Source organism: Paenarthrobacter sp. NPDC056912, assembly GCF_042786555.1.
Lineage (GTDB): Bacteria > Actinomycetota > Actinomycetes > Actinomycetales > Micrococcaceae > Arthrobacter.
Genome location: NZ_JBHUCD010000007.1, coordinates 20172 through 40910, shown reverse-complemented (window position 1 = coordinate 40910; position 20739 = coordinate 20172). Strand labels below are relative to the sequence as shown.

Annotated in this window: 20 protein-coding genes; 10 read left to right on the top strand and 10 right to left on the bottom strand. The window is 65.0% G+C overall.

Annotated features, from left to right (window positions below; all coding sequences use genetic code 11):
• Positions 1–2 precede the first annotated feature (2 nt).
• Genes ACFRJ9_RS09490 through ACFRJ9_RS09470 form a run of 5 tightly spaced genes read left to right on the top strand, consistent with a single transcriptional unit; the run spans position 3 to position 4973 of the window.
• Positions 3–1739, top strand: coding sequence for an MFS transporter (locus ACFRJ9_RS09490; protein ID WP_377666778.1), 1737 nt, complete (start codon positions 3–5; stop codon positions 1737–1739).
• An 11-nt stretch (positions 1740–1750) separates the two neighbouring features.
• Positions 1751–2923 (top strand): cytochrome P450, encoded by a 1173-nt coding sequence (locus ACFRJ9_RS09485; protein WP_377666776.1) that lies wholly within the window; start codon positions 1751–1753, stop codon positions 2921–2923.
• Entirely contained in the window at positions 2920–3114 is a 195-nt protein-coding gene (locus tag ACFRJ9_RS09480) for a ferredoxin (protein ID WP_377666774.1), read from the top strand. Before ACFRJ9_RS09485 ends, ACFRJ9_RS09480 begins: the two co-directional genes overlap by 4 nt.
• Entirely contained in the window at positions 3111–4349 is a 1239-nt protein-coding gene (locus ACFRJ9_RS09475) for an NAD(P)/FAD-dependent oxidoreductase (RefSeq protein WP_377666772.1), read from the top strand. The genes ACFRJ9_RS09480 and ACFRJ9_RS09475 overlap by 4 nt, the downstream gene beginning before the upstream one ends.
• A gap of 9 nt (positions 4350–4358) precedes the next feature.
• Positions 4359–4973 carry a TetR/AcrR family transcriptional regulator gene (locus tag ACFRJ9_RS09470; protein ID WP_377666770.1) on the top strand — a complete coding sequence of 205 codons (615 nt, stop codon included), beginning with the start codon at positions 4359–4361 and terminating at the stop codon, positions 4971–4973.
• Between the two features lie 18 nt (positions 4974–4991).
• Here ACFRJ9_RS09470 and ACFRJ9_RS09465 read toward each other — a convergent pair whose 3' ends face one another.
• Together ACFRJ9_RS09465 and ACFRJ9_RS09460 are read right to left on the bottom strand one after the other, a co-directional pair.
• A complete protein-coding gene (locus ACFRJ9_RS09465) occupies positions 4992–6242 on the bottom strand; it encodes an Nramp family divalent metal transporter (RefSeq protein ID WP_377666768.1) in 1251 nt (416 codons plus the stop codon).
• Between the two features lie 94 nt (positions 6243–6336).
• Complete coding sequence (locus tag ACFRJ9_RS09460; RefSeq protein ID WP_377666766.1) at positions 6337–7155, bottom strand: CPBP family intramembrane glutamic endopeptidase; 819 nt, start codon at positions 7153–7155, stop codon at positions 6337–6339.
• A gap of 171 nt (positions 7156–7326) precedes the next feature.
• Here ACFRJ9_RS09460 and ACFRJ9_RS09455 point away from each other — a divergent pair, with 171 nt between their 5' ends.
• Positions 7327–8430 carry an EAL domain-containing protein gene (locus ACFRJ9_RS09455; RefSeq protein ID WP_377666764.1) on the top strand — a complete coding sequence of 368 codons (1104 nt, stop codon included), beginning with the start codon at positions 7327–7329 and terminating at the stop codon, positions 8428–8430.
• A 76-nt stretch (positions 8431–8506) separates the two neighbouring features.
• On the opposite strand, the gene ACFRJ9_RS09450 is transcribed toward ACFRJ9_RS09455, so the two are convergent.
• Positions 8507–9580, bottom strand: a complete 1074-nt coding sequence (locus ACFRJ9_RS09450; protein WP_377666762.1) for a hypothetical protein — start codon at positions 9578–9580, stop codon at positions 8507–8509.
• Positions 9581–9692: 112 nt separating this feature from the next.
• On the opposite strand from ACFRJ9_RS09450, the gene ACFRJ9_RS09445 reads away from it, so the two are divergent.
• Entirely contained in the window at positions 9693–10289 is a 597-nt protein-coding gene (locus tag ACFRJ9_RS09445) for a TetR/AcrR family transcriptional regulator (protein WP_377666760.1), read from the top strand.
• On the opposite strand, the gene ACFRJ9_RS09440 is transcribed toward ACFRJ9_RS09445, so the two are convergent.
• The 7 genes from ACFRJ9_RS09440 to ACFRJ9_RS09410 all read right to left on the bottom strand — a co-directional run bounded on the left by ACFRJ9_RS09440 (position 10273) and on the right by ACFRJ9_RS09410 (position 16871).
• On the bottom strand, positions 10273–11160 hold the full coding sequence (locus ACFRJ9_RS09440) for an SGNH/GDSL hydrolase family protein (RefSeq protein ID WP_377666758.1): 888 nt from the start codon (positions 11158–11160) through the stop codon (positions 10273–10275). The two genes, ACFRJ9_RS09445 and ACFRJ9_RS09440, sit on opposite strands and share 17 nt — an antisense overlap.
• Positions 11161–11209: 49 nt before the next feature.
• Positions 11210–12064, bottom strand: a complete 855-nt coding sequence (locus ACFRJ9_RS09435; RefSeq protein WP_377666756.1) for a helix-turn-helix transcriptional regulator — start codon at positions 12062–12064, stop codon at positions 11210–11212.
• Between the two features lies 1 nt (position 12065).
• On the bottom strand, positions 12066–13037 hold the full coding sequence (locus ACFRJ9_RS09430; protein ID WP_377666754.1) for an aldo/keto reductase: 972 nt from the start codon (positions 13035–13037) through the stop codon (positions 12066–12068).
• A 127-nt stretch (positions 13038–13164) separates the two neighbouring features.
• Entirely contained in the window at positions 13165–13926 is a 762-nt protein-coding gene (locus tag ACFRJ9_RS09425; RefSeq protein ID WP_377666752.1) for a maleylpyruvate isomerase family mycothiol-dependent enzyme, read from the bottom strand.
• Positions 13926–14750: a fumarylacetoacetate hydrolase family protein gene (locus tag ACFRJ9_RS09420; RefSeq protein ID WP_377666750.1), complete on the bottom strand. Its 825-nt coding sequence runs from the start codon at positions 14748–14750 to the stop codon at positions 13926–13928. Before ACFRJ9_RS09420 ends, ACFRJ9_RS09425 begins: the two co-directional genes overlap by 1 nt.
• Positions 14750–15877 (bottom strand): cupin domain-containing protein, encoded by a 1128-nt coding sequence (locus ACFRJ9_RS09415; RefSeq protein ID WP_377666748.1) that lies wholly within the window; start codon positions 15875–15877, stop codon positions 14750–14752. The genes ACFRJ9_RS09420 and ACFRJ9_RS09415 overlap by 1 nt, the downstream gene beginning before the upstream one ends.
• Before the next feature lie 172 nt (positions 15878–16049).
• The gene (locus ACFRJ9_RS09410) at positions 16050–16871 is read right to left on the bottom strand and encodes an IclR family transcriptional regulator (RefSeq protein WP_377666746.1); all 822 of its coding nucleotides are present in this window, start codon (positions 16869–16871) and stop codon (positions 16050–16052) included.
• A gap of 48 nt (positions 16872–16919) precedes the next feature.
• On the opposite strand from ACFRJ9_RS09410, the gene ACFRJ9_RS09405 reads away from it, so the two are divergent.
• The 3 genes from ACFRJ9_RS09405 to ACFRJ9_RS09395 all read left to right on the top strand — a co-directional run bounded on the left by ACFRJ9_RS09405 (position 16920) and on the right by ACFRJ9_RS09395 (position 20685).
• Complete coding sequence (locus ACFRJ9_RS09405) at positions 16920–18203, top strand: MFS transporter (RefSeq protein ID WP_377666744.1); 1284 nt, start codon at positions 16920–16922, stop codon at positions 18201–18203.
• Entirely contained in the window at positions 18196–19446 is a 1251-nt protein-coding gene (locus ACFRJ9_RS09400; protein WP_377666742.1) for an FAD-dependent oxidoreductase, read from the top strand. Before ACFRJ9_RS09405 ends, ACFRJ9_RS09400 begins: the two co-directional genes overlap by 8 nt.
• Positions 19447–19575: 129 nt before the next feature.
• Positions 19576–20685, top strand: coding sequence for a hypothetical protein (locus ACFRJ9_RS09395; protein ID WP_377666740.1), 1110 nt, complete (start codon positions 19576–19578; stop codon positions 20683–20685).
• Positions 20686–20739 lie beyond the last annotated feature (54 nt).

The window sequence follows — 20739 nt, the reverse complement described above, 5'->3', positions numbered from 1 at the left end:
CGATGAGTCAGACCACCACAGTGTCGAGCCGAGGCTCGGCACGAGCGACGTTCGTGGCCGCCTACAGTGCGGTCACCCTTGCCCAGATCACCAACGCCCTCCCGGGTGCCCTCAACGGCACGTTCGCCGTGGAATTCCAGACCTCGGGGGCAGGCCTTACCTGGATTGCCGGCATGTTCATGATGGGCATCGTCGTTTTCGAACTCAGCTGGGGGCTTTTGGGCGACCTGTTCGGACGCAAGAAGCTGCTGTACGTCGGAGCCGGGCTGAGCGTCCTGGGCTCCTTGGCCGCCGCGACGGCCACCAGCACCGGGATGATGATTGCGGCCCAGGCCATCGGCGGCATCGGGGCGGGCATCCTGTTCCCCATCTCCCTGTCCATGCTGGCCGCCATCACCCCGGACCACCGGGCGCGGGCCAGGGCTATCGCCACCTGGGCCGGCTTCCTTTCCCTTGGTGCCGTCATCTCGCCCTTGCTCGCTGGCCTGACGGCGGAGTTCTTCACGGTGCCCGCACCTGAGGCGGGCGCCCCCAACGTATTCAGCGGCTGGCGCGTGGCCTACCTTGTGGCGGCACTGATCGCGGTGGCCGTCTTCCTTGTCTCGCTCCGGGCGAAGGACTCCGCCGCCGCCAAGGGACGCAAGCTCGATGTGCCCGGACAGATCACGCTGGCACTCGGCCTCATCGCGGTCCTGTTCGCGACAGTCCAGGCCGTGGACTCGGGCTTCGGAGCCTGGGAGGTCATGGCGAGCTACGTCATCGGCGGCCTCCTGCTGGTGTCCTTCGTGGTGATCGAGATGCGCACCGAGCAGCCCCTTATCCACCTCTCGCTGTTCAAGAACAGCGCCTACTCCATCACCGGCATCGTGGCTGTCACGGGCATGTTTGCCTTCCTCGCGATCTGCTACAGCACCAGCGTCGCCGTCGGCGGCCTCGCCCTGGCCGAGGCCTGGAAAGTGGGCGTGCTGTTCGTCTTCATCCAAGGCCCCGCGTTCGTCCTCATCCCCGTGGTGGGCTGGCTCATTCACCACGTAGCTCCGCGGTGGGCCCTGACCGGTGGTTTCGCCTTCATGGCGATCTCCGGCTTCTGGTTGTCCACCTTCCCGCTTGGCACGCCCGAGGCATTCTGCGGCACAGCGTGGACTGCGTTCATACCCCCGCTCCTGCTCCTGGGCATCGGGTTCGCCCTCACTGTCGGCTCCATTACCGCCGTCGCCATCAATACCGTCCAGCCCCAACACATCGGCATGGCCTCGGCCACCACCAACCTCCTGCGGGACCTCGGTTTTGCCCTTGGACCCGTGGTGGGCTCAGCCATCGCCTTCGGAGTTGGTGCCTCGGTCTTCGCCGGACCCTTGTCCGGAATCCTCGGCGGCACCGGACTGCCCGCCAACGCCGTGGCCGGACTCTCCCACGTCCCGCCCCTGGGCTACCTCTCGGGGTGGGACGGAATCATGGCCCGGCTCACCGGCGAAGCCGCGGCCAGCGGCGCATCCAGCCAGGCCGTGGAAGGAATGACCCAAGCCCTCACCTCCGCCCAGCAGCAGATCCAGGGAGTGGCCGGGGTTTCCCTTGGCCAAGGCTTCCAGATGGTCTACCTCGTGGCAGCCATTGCCGCCACGGTCTCAGCAGCACTCACGCTGTTCATCTCCTCGCGGTCCGCGGCCCCGGCTCCCCTCACCGCAACCGTCGCGGCATCCGACTCCGCAACCGAGCCCACTTCCGAACCGGCGATCTGAAAGAGCACACCATGAGCACTCCCACCTCATCCGAAATCGACATCTGGGACGACGCCATCCTGGTTGACCCCTACCCCGCCTACGCCGCACTGCGCGAGCAAGCCGGAGTAGTCCACCTCCCCAAGAATGGCGTGTACGTCCTCACGCGGTATGACATCATCCGCGACGTACTCGGCGATCCGGCGACATTTTCTTCCACCACCCTGGGTTTCAATCCCCTGGTGAACGAGGCGTTGCAAGGCACGTCCCTGGCCTCTGACCCGCCAACGCATACGCAGCTGCGCGCCACCCTCTCAGCGAACCTCACTCCGCGGGCGTTGCGCGGCTTGAAAGTGGTCATTGACCAGAAAGCCGACAAGCTGGTGGAAGAACTCGTGGACAGCGGCAGCTTCGAGGCCATCGACTCGCTGGCACGGGCCTTCCCGCTGGAAATCGTGGCGGACCTCATCGGCTTCAGCGGGCACGTCAAGGACAACATGATGCGCTGGGGTCAGGCTGCCATGCAGGTCCTTGGGCCGATGAACCACCGCACGCAGGAAAACTTCCCGATCGCCGGCGAGCTCTACGGTTGGTGCTCCTCAGTAACCGCTGACGATCTCACACCGGGTTCGATTGGCCGGGGGATCTTCGACGCAGAGTCCCGTGGAGACATCCCCCAGGGCGCCGCCGGGCACATCATCCACCAGTACCTGGGTGCAGGCATCGACACCACCATCGCTTCCATTGGAAACATCGTGGCACTGTTCGGCCGGCATCCGGAGCAGCTGGAACTTGTCCGGAGAAACCCGGAGTTGGTCCCCGCCGCCCTCGCCGAGGTACTCCGCTACTGGGCCCCGGTCCACATCTGGGGCCGCACCACCACGCGGGAAGTCGAGATTGACGGAGCTACCCTCCCCGCTGGCGCCCAGCTGGGTATCCTGTTCGGCGCCGGAAACCGCGACCCGCGGCACTACGAAAACCCTGACACGTTCGACGTCACGCGCAACCCGGTGGACCACCTCTCCTTCGGGTACGGGCCGCACGGCTGCGCAGGTCAGGGATTGGCGAAGCTCGAGGCCCACGCCATCATCGAATCCCTGGCACGCCGGGTCAAGACGCTGGAAATCGGCGAAGAGCTGCGGGTGCCGGGCAACATCACCCGCAGTCACGAAAGGCTTCACGTCCTGAAGGTGGTGGCCGCATGAGAATCGAACTGGACCGGCCCCGCTGCGAAGGACACGGGCTCTGCGAGGAAGCGGCACCGGCCCTCATGCATCTCGACGACGACGGCGAACTGCTGATCGATTCTCCTGATGTGGGAGGCGCAGACCTGGACGCAGCGAAGGCGGCCGTGCGGGTCTGCCCGGTGGCCGCCCTCCGGTTGGAGGCGGCATGACCATGCGCCGGATCGTGGTGGTAGGCAACGGGATCGCCGGGCTGACGGCCTGCGACACGCTGCGCTCCGCCGGCTTCGACGGCGAGCTGACCGTGGTGGGCGCCGAACCGCACCAGCCGTACAGCCGCCCGGCATTGTCCAAGGCGCTGTTGCACGGCGGCGAAAGGAGCGTCACCGCCCACCAGTTGCCTGCGCCCACGCATCAAGCGGAAGAGCTGCTCGGCATCGGCGCGGCCGGCCTGGACGTCGACGCGAGGTTGTTGAGGCTCGACGACGGCGGCCAGCTCCCGTACGACGGCCTTGTCATCGCCTCCGGCGCGCGGCCGAAAACCCTCCCCGGACACGCGGGCAGCGGGGGCCGGGTCTTCACCCTCCGCACCCTGGAGGACGCCATCGCGCTGAAACAGTGCGTCGCCGGGCGTCCCTCCGTGATCGTGGTCGGCGGAGGGCCGCTGGGCATGGAGATCGCCTCGGGCTGCCTCAACGCCGGCTGTGACGTCACCCTTGTTGCCGACGCAAAGCCGCTCTCGCGTCAACTCGGCCACCACCTTTCAGGCATCTTCACGGCCGCTGCCGTCCAGCGTGGCCTGCGGTTGGTTTCCAGCGGTAAGGCCCGCCTGATCGGCTCCGGTTCCACGGCGACGGGCGACTCAGGGGCGACGTACGACGGCGGAGCCCGGGTCGCGCTCGCTGACGGCACCGAATTGGAGGCGGACATCGTGGTGGCCGCCATCGGCGACGAACCGAACATCGAATGGTTGGCGGGGTCCGGTCTCCTGGCGGATTGCGGCCCGGGAACCGTGGGGTCGCTGCAGGTCGACTTGCGTGGCCGGCTCCGGCCGGAAATCGTGGCCGCCGGGGACGTCGCCTTCTTCCCCACGCCGTTCGGCCTGAGGCGAGTGCCCCTGTGGACCAGCGCCATAGACCAAGCCAAGGTTGCCGCCGTCGGACTTCTGTTGGGTGACGCTGCGCCGCCGGCGGATTTCCAGCCGTACTTTTGGACCGAGGGCTTCGGGTTGTCGCTCAAGGCTGTTGGATTCACCCCCGTTGAGGGTGCGCCGGACTACTGCGAGCCCGGAGAGGAGCGCGATTCGGTGCTCCTGCGCTGGGACGGCGGGGGCGGTTCCGGGACGGCGGCAGCCATCAATTACCGGATTCCTGTCCCGAAACTGCGCAAGCTGGCCAATGCGGGGCCGGGAGGACTCCGGCCCGGGAAGGCGGCGCTCCACCGATAGGATTGGCCCATGTCCTCACTGCGCGAAGCCCAGAAGCAGCTGACCCGCGACACCATCATCGAACGTGCGTTGGGGCTCTTCACTGAGAAGGGCTACGCCGCAACCACCATCGACGAGATCGCCGCGGCGGCCGGTACCACCAGGGTCACCTTCTACGCCTACTACCCGTCGCGCAGTGATTTGATGAGAGACTTTATGGCGCGCGTCAACACCGTGCTGGACCGGGCGGACGGCCCGGACAGTGCGTCCACAGCCCCGGACCTGGTGGACGTAGTGCGTGCCGGCGAGCTGCCCGGGATCCTTGCCTGGCTTGAATCACGCGCCGTCCTTTGGCCGGTATTCCGGCCCTACCTTGACGTGCTCGACGAAGCCGCGGCCGTGGACCGTGACGTGCGGGATTTGGTGGAAGGCTGGCACGAGGAAGTCATTTCGGACATGGTCCGTGGCATGCAGTTGGCTGGCCGCTTCTCCGCGGAAACGCACCACATCCGCGGCACGCTGGCCTTCACGCAGTTGGACTATGTGGCAACGCTCTGGACTCGCAGGAAGCTTGAGCCCAACCGTGAACACGCCCTCGAAGTCCTCGCTGATGCCTGGTACCACTTGCTCTGCGACGAAGGCTAGCGCCAGCCCGCTCCTGTGTCAGGACTGTCCGGCCAGGGTCAGTGTAATCAGCACGATATTCAGGCCCACGATCAACGTGGCGCTGGTCCACCCTGCGATCTTCAAAGCGGTGGAATCCGTGTGGATGCCCATGACTTCGCGTTTGCCGGTGAGGCGGATCAGCGGGATCAGGGCAAAAGGGATGCCGAAACTCAGCAACACCTGGCTCAGGACGAGGGCCAGGGTGGGCTCGATGCCGGCCCCCAGGATGATCAACGCCGGAATCAGTGTGATGACCCGCCTGGTCAGCAGCGGGATGCGGACTTTCAGCAGGCCGCCCATGATGGTGGCGCCCGCATAGCAACCCACCGAGGTGGACGCCAGGCCGGAAGCGAGGAGGCCGATTGCGAAGATCACGCCGATAGCCGGGCCCAACGCTGAGGTGACTGCGGCGTGGGCACCGGCGATCGTGTCCGTTCCCTCGATGCCGCGCAGGCTGGAGGCTGCCAGCAACAGCATTGAAATGTTCACCACGCCTGCCAGGAGCAAGGCGCCCACGACGTCGTAGCGGGTTGCGCGGATCAATCGGGTACGCACAGCCGGGTCCTCCGCGAAGCCGTGCCGGTCGCGGGCAAGGGCGGAGTGCAGGTAGATCGCGTGGGGCATCACTGTGGCGCCCAGCATGCTGGCTGCCAAGAGCACCGTGTCGGTGCCCTCGAAGCGGGGGATCAGGCCATTCAAGGCACTGCCGGCGTCCGGTGGATTGACGAATAAGCCTGAGACGAACCCGACGGCGATGACTCCCAGCAGTACCAGGATCGCGTACTCAAAGGAGCGCTGGCCCCGGCGGGACTGTAACGTCAGCAGCAGCATGGAGGCCACCCCGATGATCACGCCGCCCGCCAGGAGCGGCAGTCCGAACAGCAAATTCAAAGCCACTGCGCCACCGATGACCTCGGCCATGTCCGTGGCGCCGGCAACGATCTCAGCCTGCGCCCAATAGAGGCGGCGCCGCGTGGTGCCCAGCCGCTTGCCCAGGATCTCCGGAAGGCTGTGCCCGGTTGCGAGCCCCAGCTTTGCCGATTGGTACTGCACCAGGACGGCCATGGCGTTGGCCACCACCAGCACCCAAACCAGCAGGTATCCGTAGTTGGCTCCGGCGGTCAGGTTGGCAGCCACATTGCCTGGATCCACGTACGCAATGGCGGCAACGAAGGCCGGTCCGAGCAGCAGGAGCCGGGACCATACCCTTCCGGTACCGGGGCGTGTTTGGAGCGTGGGTGCAGCCATGGTCGATCCTCTTCATTGGGGCGGTCTGATACGAGGATAACCGAAAGTTAGGCAAGCCGAAAAGTGGTTTTTAGGGCGGCCGACTCAATGATGCTCAATACAGGAAGATCGGCAGGAAATCGCGGTTGTGCGCATGGACCAGGGCCAGGAACAAAACCAAGTCGAAGAGCAGGTGTACCGACACTACATAGGTAAAGGATTTTGTGAGCTTGAACGTATAGCCCTGCAGCAACGCGAACGGGAACGTCAGCAGCGGCCCCCAGGCCTGGTAGCCGATCTCCCACAGGAACGATGAGAAAACCACGGCTTGGAGGAGGTTGGCCGTCCAGTCCGGGAAGTGCTGACGCAGAAGGGTGAACGTGGTGCAGATGAAGAACAGCTCGTCCCAGATTCCCACCGCGTTGATGCCCAGGAAGAGCCGCCAGAAGATGCTCGGATCGGAGGCATCCGGCCAGTTTTGGTACACGCCGGTGCTGATCAGGTAGAAGGGCAAAATGAAGTAGCCGAGGGCAACCACACCCAGCAGGTACAGCTTCGCCGCCAAGGGCCATTTACGGCCGGTGTTCACGGGAAACTTGATGACGTCTTCGCGGTAAACGAGCCGCGACACCAGCCACGGCACCAGAACCGCCAAAGCCAGGGCCCCGCCCATGAGGGCCATGTGCTGGATGCTGAGGTCGGCGTTGAGGGGAACCAGGCTGATGATCACCATTCCGGCAGCGATCAAGGCAAGGTGCCGCATGAGCTGGTGGTCGACGATCCCTGCACTGGCCACGCTCACCAGCAGCAAGCCGTAGCCGAGCGGCTCGTTGCCGGCGGCAAAAAGCGGAACACCGGACAACGACAGCAGGGCCGCTGGCAAAAGCTTCCAGCTGAGCGCGGTCCGCGGAGTTTCCGTTGACATGGAAGTCACCCCTCCAGCATGTCAGTGCTGGACCTTGAGCGACACGGTTTACCACCCACACTCCCGCGCCGGGGGTAGGGTGCACCGTTTCTCTGTAAGATTCGTGACAAGGCCCACACGCTTGTGGGTCGGGTCATGGTCTGGCGTTGCCAGCGGGGGATACACATAAAGGAATAGTCGATGGCTCAAGAAGCGGGCTCTCTTTCACCGGACGGCGGTGCTGACCACCCGTCCAAGGACGCGGCTGAGGCGCCGGCCTTGGACAATTCGTCGATGCGCGAGCAGGTGAAGGACATTATCGAGTCCATCCTTGCCGACTCCGAGTCCCGCAGCGAAGGAGCGAGGGAAAGGCTCCGCGAGCTGATTGAAGCGCGTCCTGATGACCCCGAGGGCGCCCTGCTGGAGCACCTGCTGGAAACCCGCAAGGTTTCCGCGGAAGCCGGCATGGTTCCGATCCAGCTCGAGCCCGCCACCGTCCATCTCGAATCTTCGGACGCCCAGCGGACCGTCATGGTTCCCGTGGGCCATGATGTCCGCGAAGACATCCAGGCAATCCTTGCGGACAAGCTTCTGCTGACTGCCTTCCAGCCGGTCCACTCGCTGCCGGACGGCGAAGTGGTGGGCGTGGAAGCCCTGACCAGGTTTGTTGGCGAAGATGGTGCGGGAGCCGACGTCTGGTTCCGCGAAGCGGCGGCCGCCGGCTTGGGCACCGAATTGGAAATTGCCGCGCTGCACTGCGCGCTGACGGCGGCGCACGACGTTCCCGACGACATGTACGTGGCGTTGAACCTGACCCCTGCAACCTCCGTTGATCCGAGGGTGCGGAATCTGTTGGCTGCGGCGGTTCTCGCCCCGGAGCGGATCATCGTTGAACTCACCGGCAGCCTGGAAAATGCCGGCGATCACTCCGGGGTTTCCGGTTTGGGGCCGCTGCGCGCGTTGGGTTTGCGGCTGGCTGTGAGCGCTTCCGGCGCTGCCTTGGTTTCCATGGACCACGTGGAGCAGTTGCGCCCGGACATTATCAAGTTGGACCGCCACCTGATCGAAGGTATTGCCGGCAGTGAGGGGCAAAGGATCCGGGCGCGGGCCATCGTTGAACTTGCACGCGGGATCGGGGCCGATGTTGTTGCCGAAGGCATCGAAACCACCGCTGAGCTCGAGGAAGCAACGGCGCTGAAGGTCACTGCAGCGCAGGGATACCTCCTGGGGCGGCCCTCCGTTCACCCCCTGGACTGGTCGACGTGGAGCATTCGCGCACAGGCTGAGGCTCAGCCCGCAGGCTGACTTTCGGTTGAAACGTGCGACGGCGGGACTCACCGGGAAGGTGAGTCCCGCCGTCGTGCGTTTCGGCTGCTTCGCGCTACGCAGGGTGGGCGTTGGCAGCCTCCCGCTCCGGGTCCTCGAGTGTCCCTGCCGGCACTGTCATGGCAGCTTCGGCGCGGAAGTGGCCCACCAGCGTCAGGATCAGGCCAACCGCGGTCCATCCGAGGAGAATCCACCATTGCGGGGCCACGTTGGCGTCAGGGAAGTAGCTCAGCGACCGAATCAACCAACTGGCGGCGCCGGGGACGAAGAACTGGCCGACTGCGCCCCAAGGCTCGGGCAGGAACTGCCAGGGCGCAGCGGCGGAGGAGATCGGGTTGCCGACAAAAAGGGTCAGGACAGCGCCGATCGCAATGCCCTTGGTGCCGAGCAGCGAGGTACAGCCGACGATGAACGCGGACGTTGCCAGGATGGACAGCGCTATGGCCGAGGCGTTGATCCAGAAGTCTCCCTGAAGGAAGCCGAACCAGGTGTCCAATATCAAGGCGAGTATGAGGCCCACCGCAACGCCGAAGCCAGCCAGGGCGACGAGGCGGCGGATCGCGCCCACCACCAGGAGCGAGATCAGCGCACCGCCGATCATGCCGCCCATCGCCATGGGAAACGATGCTGCTGCCAGTCCGCTTCCGTTGGGGTCGCTCGCCGAGAGTGGAACGACGGGGGTGACGGTGACCTTGGCAGTGGCAGGGTTCCCGCCCGCGGCAGCCACCCGTTGGGTGAGCTGCACCTGGAGTTGGGCTGCGACGCCGTTCAGGATTTGGGTGGCCGCAGCGCTGCCTGCCGGCGCTGTGAGGACCTCGGGCATGGTGGTGGCGTCGCCCAGGACGATGCCGCCGTAGGTCTCCCTGGCCTTGATCTGGGAAACGGCGGCATCGCGGTTCGCTACCTCAACAAAGTCGAAGGCGTCCGGCTGCTGGGTAGCAATCGCGTCCTTGAGTGCCGTGACGGCTGCCGTTGGGCCGCTGATGCTGATGGGCAGGTTATGGGCGGCTGTGGTTTTCGCGGGCCAGAGGAAGGCAAGCACGACGATCGCCACGATCAGTGATCCGACAATGCCGAACCCCAGGGCGACAGGCCACTTGGTGTGCGGCCGGAGAAGAGGAGTGGACACGGTGGCCTCCAGGTCGAGAAATGAATGGATTTGAGTGGTGCGGCTTTCACTCCATAGTCTGCTCAACAATTGATGATGTCAACATCTGTTGAGGTCAGGGTAGTCTGTATCCATGACCAGGAAAAGTGAACGCCCGGGAAGGCCTTCGGGCGGCGATGGAAGCAACAAGGAACAAATCCTGGCGGCGGCCCGGACGGAGTTCGCTTCCAAGGGATTCCGCGGTGCAACCATGCGGTCAATTGCCGCGCTGGCTGGTTTCGACGTCGCGCTGCTGGCCCACTACTTCGGGAACAAGGATGGCCTGTTCGCAGCCACGATGGCCCTCCCCGAACAAGCCATGGACATGTTGGTCACCGCGCTTTCCGGTGACCCCGAGACCCAGGGGGAGCGGCTGACGCGAAGCTACCTGGCGCTGTGGGAAGATGCCGCCACCGGGCCGCAAATGCAGATGCTGGCCCGATCAGCGCTGATCAATGAAGCGGCGGCCGCCAGCATGCGGAGGATCATGACCGGCACCATCAGCCAGCCCGAGGTTGCCGCACTGCTGGCCGGAAGGCAGGTGGGTTTCACGCTCGCGATGTCGCATCTTCTGGGCGTCGCCTTTACGCGACATCTCAACAAGATCCCCCACATAGCCGAACTCGACTTCGACACCCTGGTGGACAGGGTCGCGCCCGCCACCCAGCTTCACCTCAAGAAGGGTCAGTGACGTTTCGGGGATCGTTTCCCACGTAGCTCCCCGGCGGCATGCCCGCGCCGAAGACGGGACCGGGATCCGGCCGCTTGGGGTGGCGTTCCTCCGAGGAAATCTTCTGGGTGAGGCGCCGCAGGACCCACGGGACCAAATGCTCGCGCGCCCAGATGATGTCGCCGGCCCGGGCCGCACGCCAGCTGCGTTCGGGCAGGTCCTTTGGTGCCTGCGGTTCCAGGGAATGCGGAACGTTGAGCGTATCGAGGACCATGATGGCAATGGCGTGCTGGCCCAACGGGGAGAAATGAAGCCGGTCCGGGTCCCACATCAAGGGATTGGTCAGCTGGCGCAACGCCCAGAGATCGGCGATCACGGCATCGTGGCGGGCGGCGATCACCCGGATATTCTCGTTGTAGATGGCCACCTTGCCGCGGGCCCGCCCCAGCACCGGAGTCGCACCCCAATCCGGACCCGTGAACAGCAGGATGGAGGCCCCGGTGGAGGCAAGCATCTCCACTCCGGCATCCAGTTCGAGGGCAAGGTTGTCGGGATCGGTTCGGTGGAACAGCAGATCGTTGCCACCGGCATTGAGGGTGATCAGATCGGGCTGCAGGGTCAACGCCGGGCCAACCTGCTCCTCCAGGATCTGGTGGAGCAGCCGGCCGCTGATTGCCAGGTTGGCGTACGCGAAATCAGGGTGCCCCACGCTCAGTTCTTCGGCCACCCTGTCAGCCCAGCCCCTGAGGCCGCCCGGACTCCGGGGTTCGGGATCCCCCACCCCTTCAGTGAACGAGTCGCCCATGGCCACATAACGGCTCCACGGGTGCAGGCGGGCCCCTGAATAGCCGGAACCACCCTGCGCCTGACCATCGGCGCTGGCGGCGTTCATCCCCCCATACTGCGCGCTACCGGCCTTAATCGCCATGCCGGCAGTCAACTCATTGCTGGTGCAAGGCCGGAGCGGTCCAGCTGGCGAGCATCCGCATGGCATCGGCCGTCGCGGAGCCAGGTTCCACGGTGTACACGAGCATCACGAGCCCCGGGTCGGTGGAGAGTTCGAACGATTCGTAGCCGAATTCGAGATCGCCCACTGCCGAATGGGTGAGCATCTTCTGGCCGGAGCGGTAGCGGAAGACGTCGTGGGAGGCCCACAATGACCGGAATTCTTCGCTTTGGGTCGAGAGGGTGCCCACGATCTCGATCAGCTCTTGGTCGTACGGGTCCTGGGCTGTTGCAGCGTGCAGAAGAGCCACCACATTGTGTTTGGCGGTGTCGAAGTCCCGGTGGAACCGCGGGGCGCGGGAGTCCAGGAACAAATAGTGGGCGTAGTTGAAGCGGTCACGGGATCCGTCTTCAGGGAGTGAGTAGAGCGCCCGGCCGATTCTGTTGGAGGCGAGCCGGTCGAGCCGTGCGTTCTGCACGAAGGCGGGGGCATCGATGGAGTCCAAAACACTCTGGATACCGGGCCGGACAATGGTGCGGTTGGAGGGTTTCCGGCGCGGGGCCCGCCGTTGGGTGATCCGGGCGAGGTCCAGCAGGTGATCGCGTTCGTCGTCGTCGAGCTGCAGGGCGCGGGCAAGTGCCTCGATGACTTCCCGCGATGCACCGGAGATCTTGCCGCGCTCCAGGCGGGCGTAGTAGTCGACGCTGACGCCGGCCAGATGTGCAACCTCTTCCCGGCGGAGCCCTGGGACGCGCCGGGCTCCGTTGTAGAGCGGGACACCTGCCTGCTCGGGACTGAGTTTGGCGCGCCTGGAGGTGAGGAAGTTGCTGATCTCGGACCGGGAATCCATGTCAGTACCAGGCCGGTCCGTGATTGACGTAGGGGGATTCGAGTTCCTTGGTTTCCTCATCACTGAGCGTCAGGGACAGTGCATCAACTGCTTGTTGGAGGTGGTGGGGTTTGGTGGCGCCGACGATGGGCGCCGACACGGCCGGGTTCCGCAGCACCCAGGCCAGGGCGATCTGGGCCATGGTGACTCCCCGGGCATCTGCAAGGGCCTGTACAGCGTTAATGACGGGCTCGTCGTAGTCGTTGTCGAACGCCTGGACCACTTTATCCGTGGTGGATCGGGTGCTCTGTTCACCCGCTGGACGGGCGAGGCGGCCTTTCCCGTTGGGGGAGTAAGGCACCAGGCCAACGCCCATGTCCGCGCACATGGCCATAAGCTCGGGCTCGTCCTGGCGGCGCAGCAGGTTGTACTGGTTCTGCATGGAGACGAACCTGGTCCAGCCACCACGTTCTGCGGCATGCTGGAGCTTCGCGAACTGCCAGGCATACATGGATGAAGCTCCGATGTAGCGGACTTTGCCGGCCTTGATGACGTCGTGGAGGACTTCCATGGTTTCCTCAACGGGCGTGGCATCGTCGAAACGATGGATCTGGTAGAGGTCGATGTAGTCCGTGCCCAGGCGGGCCAATGAGGCGTCAAGCTGCTCCAGGATGGCTTTGCGTGAAAGGCCTTCGCCGCCCGGGCCGCCATGCATCCTGCCGCGGACCTTGGTGGCGAGGACGATGTCTTCACGGCGCGAGTACTGCGTGATGGCCCGCCCGACTACTTCCTCGGAGGTGCCTGCCTGATACACGTTTGCCGTGTCCCAGAAAGTGATACCCAATTCCACTGCCTGGCGAAAGAAGGGGCCGGCGGCGTCTTCGGTCAATGCCCATGAATGCGCGTTCTCAGTGGTGGGATCGCCGTAGCTCATGCAGCCCAGGGCTAGCCGGCTGATCTTCAGTCCTGTGCTTCCGAGTCGCGTGTATTCCATGTCGAGGGTCCTTCTTTCGGGCTGCTGGCGGGAGAGCCGGGGTGGTCCCTTTGACGGTACGAGAGTTCCGCGAACCGTAACAGGACCTGTCAGACCCTGTCTCGCCGGGACCCTCTCCCGCCGCGCCCTAGATCCAGTTCGGCGGCGCCGGGATTTCCTCCGGTGAGCCGCCTGGTCCGGTCGCGGTGACGCCGCTGCCGCCGCGTCCTGCGGCCCATTCGACGACGGCGGCAAGAGGCCCGCTGATGATCGTGGGGTCTGCGGCACTGGTGTCGCCGAACGTGACGCCGTTCTTAGCAGTGTCGGTGACCGTGATGAGGAGGCCAGCGTCGGTGCCGCGGGTGTGCCAGGCAGTGGTGATGTCGGCCAGGAGCCTTTCGAGCACGGGCACGGGCACGTCGTGGAACGATGCTCCGTTGTCCAGGTCCACGGCGTGGATCCAGACTTCCCGGGTGCGCATCCATACGGTTTCTGATGCGGGCACTATGCGGCCTTGGGCGGTCCGGACTTCGCTGGCCCAGTTCGCGTCCGGCAGGTCGCGCCATTCCACGGACAGGTGCACAGCGGAGTGGTCGAACAGGTTCCGCAAAGCGATGGGGGAGAGGGTGGCGCCGAAGTTGATTTCCTGGTTGCGGGCCTCCGGCGAGGGATACATGGGTGTCTCCACACCGGTCGCTGCCCATTCCACCAGCCTGGCGATGGCTCGGGCGTTGTAGCCCACGTGTGCCACAACGTGACGGCGGCTCCAGTCCGGAAGGCGCGTCCCGCCGTCGAGCTCTGCATCCGTGAGTTCGTTCAGTTTCCGGGCGAAGAACGCGGTGCCCCGCCGGGCCTGCAGGAGTTCTTCCTGCAGGCGCGGATCGGTGGTGTGGTCGTGGCGGGCTGCCATCAGGCTTCCTTGACCACGCGGTTGTTCAGCTGGCCGAGGCCCTCGATGGTGGTGACCAGGAGTTGGCCTTCCTGCAGGTAGCGCTTGGGGTCCTGGGCATGGCCGACGCCGCCGGGGGTGCCGGTGGCGATTACGTCGCCCGGGTTCAGCGTGATGATGGTGGAGATGTAGGAGACCAGGAACTCGGGGGTGAAAACGAGGTCGCCGGTGGGGGTGGACTGCTGGATTTCGCCGTCCACGGCTGAGGTCATGAGGGGACCGGCGGTGAATTCGTCCTTGGTGACCAGGGCCGGGCCGAAGGGGGTGGAGTTCTCCCACGTCTTGCCTTGGAGCCACTGGATGGTGCGGAACTGGTAGTCGCGCATGGAGATATCGTTCAGGACGGCGTACCCGGCGATGTGATCTTGCGCGTCGGCTTCGGCGATGCGGCGGCCCTTCTTGCCGATGATCACGGCGAGTTCGGCTTCCCAGTCCACGGTGTCCGATTCCTGCGGCAGCGCGAGGTCGTCGTTCGGGCCGATCAGTGATTCCTGGTATTTGGCGAACAGGGTGGGGTACTCGGGGATTTCGCGACCCATCTCCTTGATGTGGTTGCGGTAGTTGTGGCCAACGCAGATGATCTTCCCCGGTGACGGTACGACGGCGGCGAGGTCCGCGCCGTCGAGGTCGTGCGTTGCGCCGTTGGCAGTCTTAGCTGAGGTCTCCCAGGCAGGGTCCGCCAGCAGCGCGCCCACGTCGGAGAAGCCGGGAATCTCGGTGAGGGTATCGCCGTCCTGGCGGACGGCTGTAGTTCCGGTTTCAAGGCGGAGGGTCAGGAGTCTCATTACTTGCGTCCTTCGGTGTAGCTGCGGTTGAAGTTCAGTCGTTCGAAGATGGGGGCGTCGCTGAAACGGAACAGATCGAATTCCGTGTCCGCGTTCAGGGACCATTCCTGCCAGGACGGGACCACGAACAGGTCGCCCTTGGCCAGCTGCCGGGGTTCGCCGTTGATCACCACCGCACCGGTACCCTCGAAGACTTGCCAGACACTGGAGCCGACTTCGCGGAGAGGCTCGGTCCTGGCGCCGGCGCGGAGGCGATGGAACTCGGCACGGATAGTCGGCATGACGTCACCGCCCGTGGTGGGGTTCGAGTATCGGATAGCCGCGTGGCCCTGGGAGACGGTTGCCGGGTGGCCCTCGTCCTCGAGGAGGAGCTGTTCGCGGAGGGCGGCGTCCGTGTGTTCCCAGCGATAGGCGGCGATGGGGGAGTTGACCGTGTCCTGCAGCCCGGAGAGGGGTCGCAGGCCCGGATGGGCCCAGAGGCGTTCGGAACGGGAGATGTCCGGGGTTGCCTCGTCGGTGACGCGTTCGGTGCCGAACTCGAAGAACCCGGCATCCGCGTAGTGCACGAAGGGGATGTCCAAGCCATCGATCCACGCCATGGGTTGGTCGGTGTCATTGTGATGGCCATGGAAATTCCAGCCCGGGGTCAGCAGGAAGTCACCGCGGCGCATCGCCACGGGATCCCCGTTCACCACGGTCCACACACCCTCGCCCTCCACCACGAAACGGAACGCGTTTTGCGAGTGCCGGTGCTCGGGGGCTGTTTCCCGGGCGCCGAGGTACTGGATGGCGGCCCACAACGTAGGTGTTGCATAAGGGGTACCAGCGAGGCCGGGGTTGGCCAGGGCTATGGCCCGCCGCTCGCCACCCCGGCCCACCGGAACCAGATCCCCGGCACGCGCTGCCAGCGGGTACAGGTCATTCCACCGCCACACATGAGGCACGGCCTTCGGGGTGGGGACCATGGGCATCAGGTCGCCGATTTCGGTCCACAGCGGGATCAGGTTCTCCTTCTCGAAGTCCTCATACAGCTGCTCCAACTGGGCCTGTTCCTCAGGAGTCGGCTCCGGCAGGGCGTGGCTGGCGGCCACTGATTCATGAGTCGTGTTCTCGGCGCTGATGGACACGTGGGCCTCCTCGATAGGGTCCGAACAGTTTTTGGCGTAGTTCGACCCTAGGGATGCAGGTCCGTGACTGACAGATAATTCTGCTCTACAGAATTGTCCCTGCGTTGTGGGGCCTGGTTTGCGGGGTTTGGGGCGTGTTTGGGGCGCAGAGCGGGCCTCGCAACGAAGGGGGTCAGTCGCGTTCCGCCGGATTGGCAGCTATGTCGATTTCCAGCTGCCTGCAGCTTTCGCGCAGAGCGGTGACCAGGCCGCCGTCGAACACCCTGCGGAACCGCGTGGACGGCGTGGCGACGCTTAGCGCGCCGACCACAGCGCCGTGCCGGTTGTGGAGCGCCATGCCCAATGCGCTGACCCCTTCCTCGGTGCCCTCGAAATTCGCCGCAAAGCCGTTGCCGCGGATGGCGTCCAGCTCCCGGATGAAGGCGGCGAATTCGTCATCGGGGATAGTGTCGCCGCCGATTTCCGCGTTGTGGCTCCGGAAGAGTTGCTCGATCATTGTAGGTTCCAACGTGGCGAGCATGGCTTTCCCGCCGGAAGTCCTGTTCGCAGGCATGACCGTGCCTTGGCGATCGCCGACGCGGAGGACATTGCTGCCTTCAACGGTGGCCAGGAACCGGACCTTGGTGCCCACCCGGACCATCAGGTTGACGGTTTCGTTGAGCTGGGCGGACAGGAGCTCCATGTGGGGTTGGGCGAGGTCCCTCAGTTGCCTGGTCCAGCTAAGTCCTGCCGGGCCAACGCCCATCGCCGGCCCGGGGACGTATCGACGGTTCTCGTCCTGGACCGCGAAGCCCCGGTAGACGAGCATCGCCAGGAGCCTGTGGGCTGTGGAGGGAGCGACACCCAGCTCTGCGGCGGCGTCCTTGAGGCGCAGCGCGCCGCCGTCGCGGAGCAGCTGGAGGAGCTGCAGGGCATTGTCGACGGCCTCGATGGAATAGGTGGGCCGCTTTTGGACTGGCTTTCGAGCCGAAGGTGAAACTGGCTTATTCTGCACAACAGAATTGTATGGTGCTTCGCTTGGCGCTCCCCTGACAGTGGTGGGATGAATCACACATTTACCGCTGCAGAGCCGCAGCGGCCTACCGCAGGACCTGCCGGCAATGCGCCGCGCTTCTCCAGAGGCTCAGCGTTGGCCGTCATGGTCTGCTGGCTGTTGGTGGTCTTCGATGGTTACGACCTCATTGTCTACGGCACGGTCCAGTCCTCGCTCATCTCGGAGACGGACTGGGGCCTGACCAAGGTGACCGCCGGAACCATCGGCTCCATGGCGTTTCTCGGCATGATGATCGGTGCCATCTTCGCAGGCAGGATGGCCGACTCGTGGGGCAGGCGCCGAACCATCCTCGGCTGCGCGATCGTCTTCTCGATCTTCACCATCCTTTGCGCCCTCGCTCCCAATGCGGCCGTGTTTGGTGGTTTGCGGCTTCTCGCCGGAATCGGGCTGGGCGGATTGGTTCCCTCTGCCAATGCACTGGTGGCTGAACTGGTCCCTGCCAAATGGCGCTCCACCATCGCCACGCTCATGATGTCCGGTGTTCCCATTGGGGGATCCATCGCCGCGCTGGTGGGCATCCCCATGATTCCTGCCTTCGGTTGGCAGTCCATGTTCCTGGTGGCCGCGCTGGCCCTGGTGATCGTGGTGCCGCTCGGCCTGAAGTACCTTCCGGAGACGCTGGCGGCCAACGAACCCGCTGGCAGAACCTCGCGGGAACCCGTCGGTTTCCGCACCCTGCTCCGCGCGCCTTACCTCGGCATCAGCGTCCTTTTCGCCCTCGCCACCATCGCCACTCTGTTCGCTTGGTACGGTCTGGGGACGTGGCTGCCCAACCTCATGCAGTTGGCCGGCTACAACCTGGGATCTGCGCTCACCTTCGCCTTGGCGCTAAACCTTGGCGCTGTTGCGGGATCGGTCATCACCGCTTGGGCGGGAACACGGTTTGGCCCGATTCCGACGGCGATAGCGGCAGCCGCCGTAGCCGCCGTCGGGCTTTCGGTCCTCTTGGCCGGCCCGCCGGTCACGGTGGTGTACCTGGCCTTGGTGCTGGCCGGGGTCGGAACCCACGGCACGCAGTGCCTCATCATCGCGGCCGTCGCCAGCCACTACCCGAACCATTTACGGGGAACCGCGCTCGGCTGGGCCCTCGGCACCGGGAGGATCGGCGCAGTCGTCGCACCGCAGGTGGGTGGCCTGCTGCTGGCAGCCGGGCTGGGCGTCAACTCCAACTTCCTCGCGTTCGCCGGTGCCGCCGCCATCGCAGCGGTCCTGTTGGCCGCCGTCGGACTCAAAATCACCACCAAATTCTCCCAAGGAGCAAGCAATGTCTGAGTACGCAACGTCCACCGATGTCCTGGTAGTGGGAGGGGGAATGGCCGGCTTGGCAGGGGCCTTGGCCCTCCGTGAAAACGGGGCGAACGTCACGCTCGTGGAGCGGGCGCCCGAGTTCGGCGAGGTTGGCGCAGGGCTGCAGATGGCGCCCAACGCCTCACGTGTCCTGAAGCGCTGGGGGTTGTTGGAGAAGGCTCTCGAAATCGGTGTCCAACCAAAGCACCTGGTGTTCCGCGACGCCGTCACCGGCGAAGAGCTCACGCGGCAATCGCTGCGCGGGGAATTCGAAGAACGCTACGGCGCCCCGTATGTGGTGATCCACCGCAGCGACCTGCACCGCGTGCTCCTCGAAGGATGTGAAGCGGCGGGTGTGAAGCTGGTCAACGACGTCATGGTGGACAGCGTGGAAACCGTGAACGGACGAGGAATCGTGCACACCGCGGCCGGGGTGGACTATGAAGCGGCTGTGGTGATCGCTGCTGACGGATTGAAGTCCACCCTGCGGCCGCTGGTGGCGTCCGACGACCCCGTTTCCTCGGCATACGTTGCCTACCGAGGCACAGTGCCCATCACTCCGGCGACCCCGGCTGCCGACCTTGAGGACGTTGTGGTGTACCTCGGGCCGGACTGCCACCTGGTGCAATACCCGCTGCGCAAGGGCGAGCTGCTGAACACGGTAGCCGTCTTCAAGTCCCCTTCATTTGAGCGCGGCGAGGAGCAGTACGGGGGAGTGGATGAACTCCAGGCCGCCTACAAGGACTGCGTCCCCGCCGTCCAGGCCGCGCTCGCAAACCTGGGCACCGGCATCCGCTGGCCCATGTACGACCGTGACCCGATCGAAAACTGGGTTGCCGGACGCATGGTCCTGATGGGGGACGCCGCCCACCCCATGCTCCAGTACCTCGCCCAAGGCGCCTGCCAGGCGCTTGAGGACGCCGCCGTACTGCAGGATGTCAGCGCCGGCACCGTTTTCACCGCTGACGGCGTCAACCCCGCGGCGTGGGACGACGCTCTTGCCGCGTTCAACTCCGCCCGTGCCGCCCGGACCGCGCGCGTCCAGCGCACCGCGCGGGTGTGGGGCGAATCGTGGCACGTCTCCGGCGTGGCCCGGACGCTGCGCAACCTGCTCTTCAAGAGCCGGAAAGACAACGATTTCCAGTACAACGACTGGCTCTACGGGCAGACCGGTCAAGGACTGCCGGCACAGGAAGCGCCGCGGGTGGCCAGCCAGCTGCCGGCCTGACGCATAGCGCTTGGGGCGCCTGCCGTCGTCGTGCTCTCCTCAGAAGTACGACGGCGGCGGGCGGCTTTTGTGCGCGCTTTAGGTGTCCGTCCCATCGCCTACGATGACAGCACCGGCGAAGGAGAAAATATGGGCGCTATGGATGAGCTGATCAATTCCAGCGTGGTGAACGAACTGCGGTCCATCCTCATGAGCGCCGGGCCTGGCGTTGACCTGCCAACAACGGAGCGTTCACGCCAGTCCCTTGACGGGCAACGCCTCAGGCAGCGCGTGGATATCGTGAGGGACGCGCTGCTCCAAGACCTTCCTGCCGACTATTCCTCAGCTGAGAGGATCTTTCTCGATGCCCTCGAGGACCCCCGGTTTACAGGATGGATGCTCTGGCCGGTTTCCGAAGTCGTGACCGGCAGGGCGCTCCGGTCCGGGGCACTCGCCGACTTCGACGCCGCACTCGCGGTGCTTTCCCGGCTGACTGTCCGGCTCACGGGAGAGTTCGCTATCCGTGACCTCATAGCTGCCAGGCCGGACCGAGCCATCGCGACCATGCAAACCTGGACGAACCACCATGACCACAACGTCCGCCGACTCGCAACGGAGGGCTCCCGGGCCTACCTGCCATGGGCCAAGCGAGTACCTTGGCTGGTGGCCAATCCAGCGGCGACGCAGGGGATCCTCGATGCCACCTACCAGGACGATGCCGATTATGTTCGACGGTCCGCGGCAAACCATCTCAACGATCTGAGCCGGATTGATCCACTGCTGGTAGTAGCCACGGCGCGCCGCTGGTCAGGGAACCCGCATGCCACCACGGCAAAAGTAATCCGCCACGGACTCAGAACTCTGGTCAAACAAGGCAATCCAGAGGCGCTCGCACTCGTTGGTTATTCGGGTGGCCGGCTCGTGGTCATGGAGCCCCGGATCCTCCGCACGGCCATCGCATGGGACGGAACCGTGGAATTTACAGCGGAGGTCTTGAATAAAGGCTCCGAGCCCGCGACGGCAGCGATTGACTATTCCATCGGTTTCCAGCGCGCCAACGGCACGGTAAGCGCCAAGACTTTCAAGCTCACCTCCCGTCGGATTGCACCCGGTGAGGCCGTCACCGTCTCTAAAACACATTCCTTCCGCCCCATCACAACCCGTACGTACTACCCAGGGCAGCACTACGTTGTGGTCCAGGCGAATGGCATCGCGTCGGTGCCTGCGAACTTCGTCGTGAACACGAGGGAGCCCGGCTAAGACCGGGATGCGTGGGCGTCAGATCCTGTTCCAAGCTTGGGGTTTTGTCCTTTT

What these genes read in the sequence shown, in the direction of transcription:
- ACFRJ9_RS09455 (WP_377666764.1), top strand. Translation starts at nt 7,327, where the DNA reads ATGGCTCAAGAAGCGGGCTCTCTTTCACCGGACGGCGGTGCTGACCAC.
- ACFRJ9_RS09490 (WP_377666778.1), top strand. Translation starts at nt 3, where the DNA reads ATGAGTCAGACCACCACAGTGTCGAGCCGAGGCTCGGCACGAGCGACG.
- ACFRJ9_RS09485 (WP_377666776.1), top strand. Translation starts at nt 1,751, where the DNA reads ATGAGCACTCCCACCTCATCCGAAATCGACATCTGGGACGACGCCATC.
- ACFRJ9_RS09400 (WP_377666742.1), top strand. Translation starts at nt 18,196, where the DNA reads ATGTCTGAGTACGCAACGTCCACCGATGTCCTGGTAGTGGGAGGGGGA.
- ACFRJ9_RS09425 (WP_377666752.1), bottom strand. Translation starts at nt 13,926, where the DNA reads ATGGCAGCCCGCCACGACCACACCACCGATCCGCGCCTGCAGGAAGAA.
- ACFRJ9_RS09475 (WP_377666772.1), top strand. Translation starts at nt 3,111, where the DNA reads ATGACCATGCGCCGGATCGTGGTGGTAGGCAACGGGATCGCCGGGCTG.
- ACFRJ9_RS09465 (WP_377666768.1), bottom strand. Translation starts at nt 6,242, where the DNA reads ATGGCTGCACCCACGCTCCAAACACGCCCCGGTACCGGAAGGGTATGG.
- ACFRJ9_RS09445 (WP_377666760.1), top strand. Translation starts at nt 9,693, where the DNA reads ATGACCAGGAAAAGTGAACGCCCGGGAAGGCCTTCGGGCGGCGATGGA.
- ACFRJ9_RS09405 (WP_377666744.1), top strand. Translation starts at nt 16,920, where the DNA reads ATGAATCACACATTTACCGCTGCAGAGCCGCAGCGGCCTACCGCAGGA.
- ACFRJ9_RS09420 (WP_377666750.1), bottom strand. Translation starts at nt 14,750, where the DNA reads ATGAGACTCCTGACCCTCCGCCTTGAAACCGGAACTACAGCCGTCCGC.
- ACFRJ9_RS09440 (WP_377666758.1), bottom strand. Translation starts at nt 11,160, where the DNA reads ATGAACGCCGCCAGCGCCGATGGTCAGGCGCAGGGTGGTTCCGGCTAT.
- ACFRJ9_RS09395 (WP_377666740.1), top strand. Translation starts at nt 19,576, where the DNA reads ATGGGCGCTATGGATGAGCTGATCAATTCCAGCGTGGTGAACGAACTG.
- ACFRJ9_RS09470 (WP_377666770.1), top strand. Translation starts at nt 4,359, where the DNA reads ATGTCCTCACTGCGCGAAGCCCAGAAGCAGCTGACCCGCGACACCATC.
- ACFRJ9_RS09430 (WP_377666754.1), bottom strand. Translation starts at nt 13,037, where the DNA reads ATGGAATACACGCGACTCGGAAGCACAGGACTGAAGATCAGCCGGCTA.
- ACFRJ9_RS09435 (WP_377666756.1), bottom strand. Translation starts at nt 12,064, where the DNA reads ATGGATTCCCGGTCCGAGATCAGCAACTTCCTCACCTCCAGGCGCGCC.
- ACFRJ9_RS09480 (WP_377666774.1), top strand. Translation starts at nt 2,920, where the DNA reads ATGAGAATCGAACTGGACCGGCCCCGCTGCGAAGGACACGGGCTCTGC.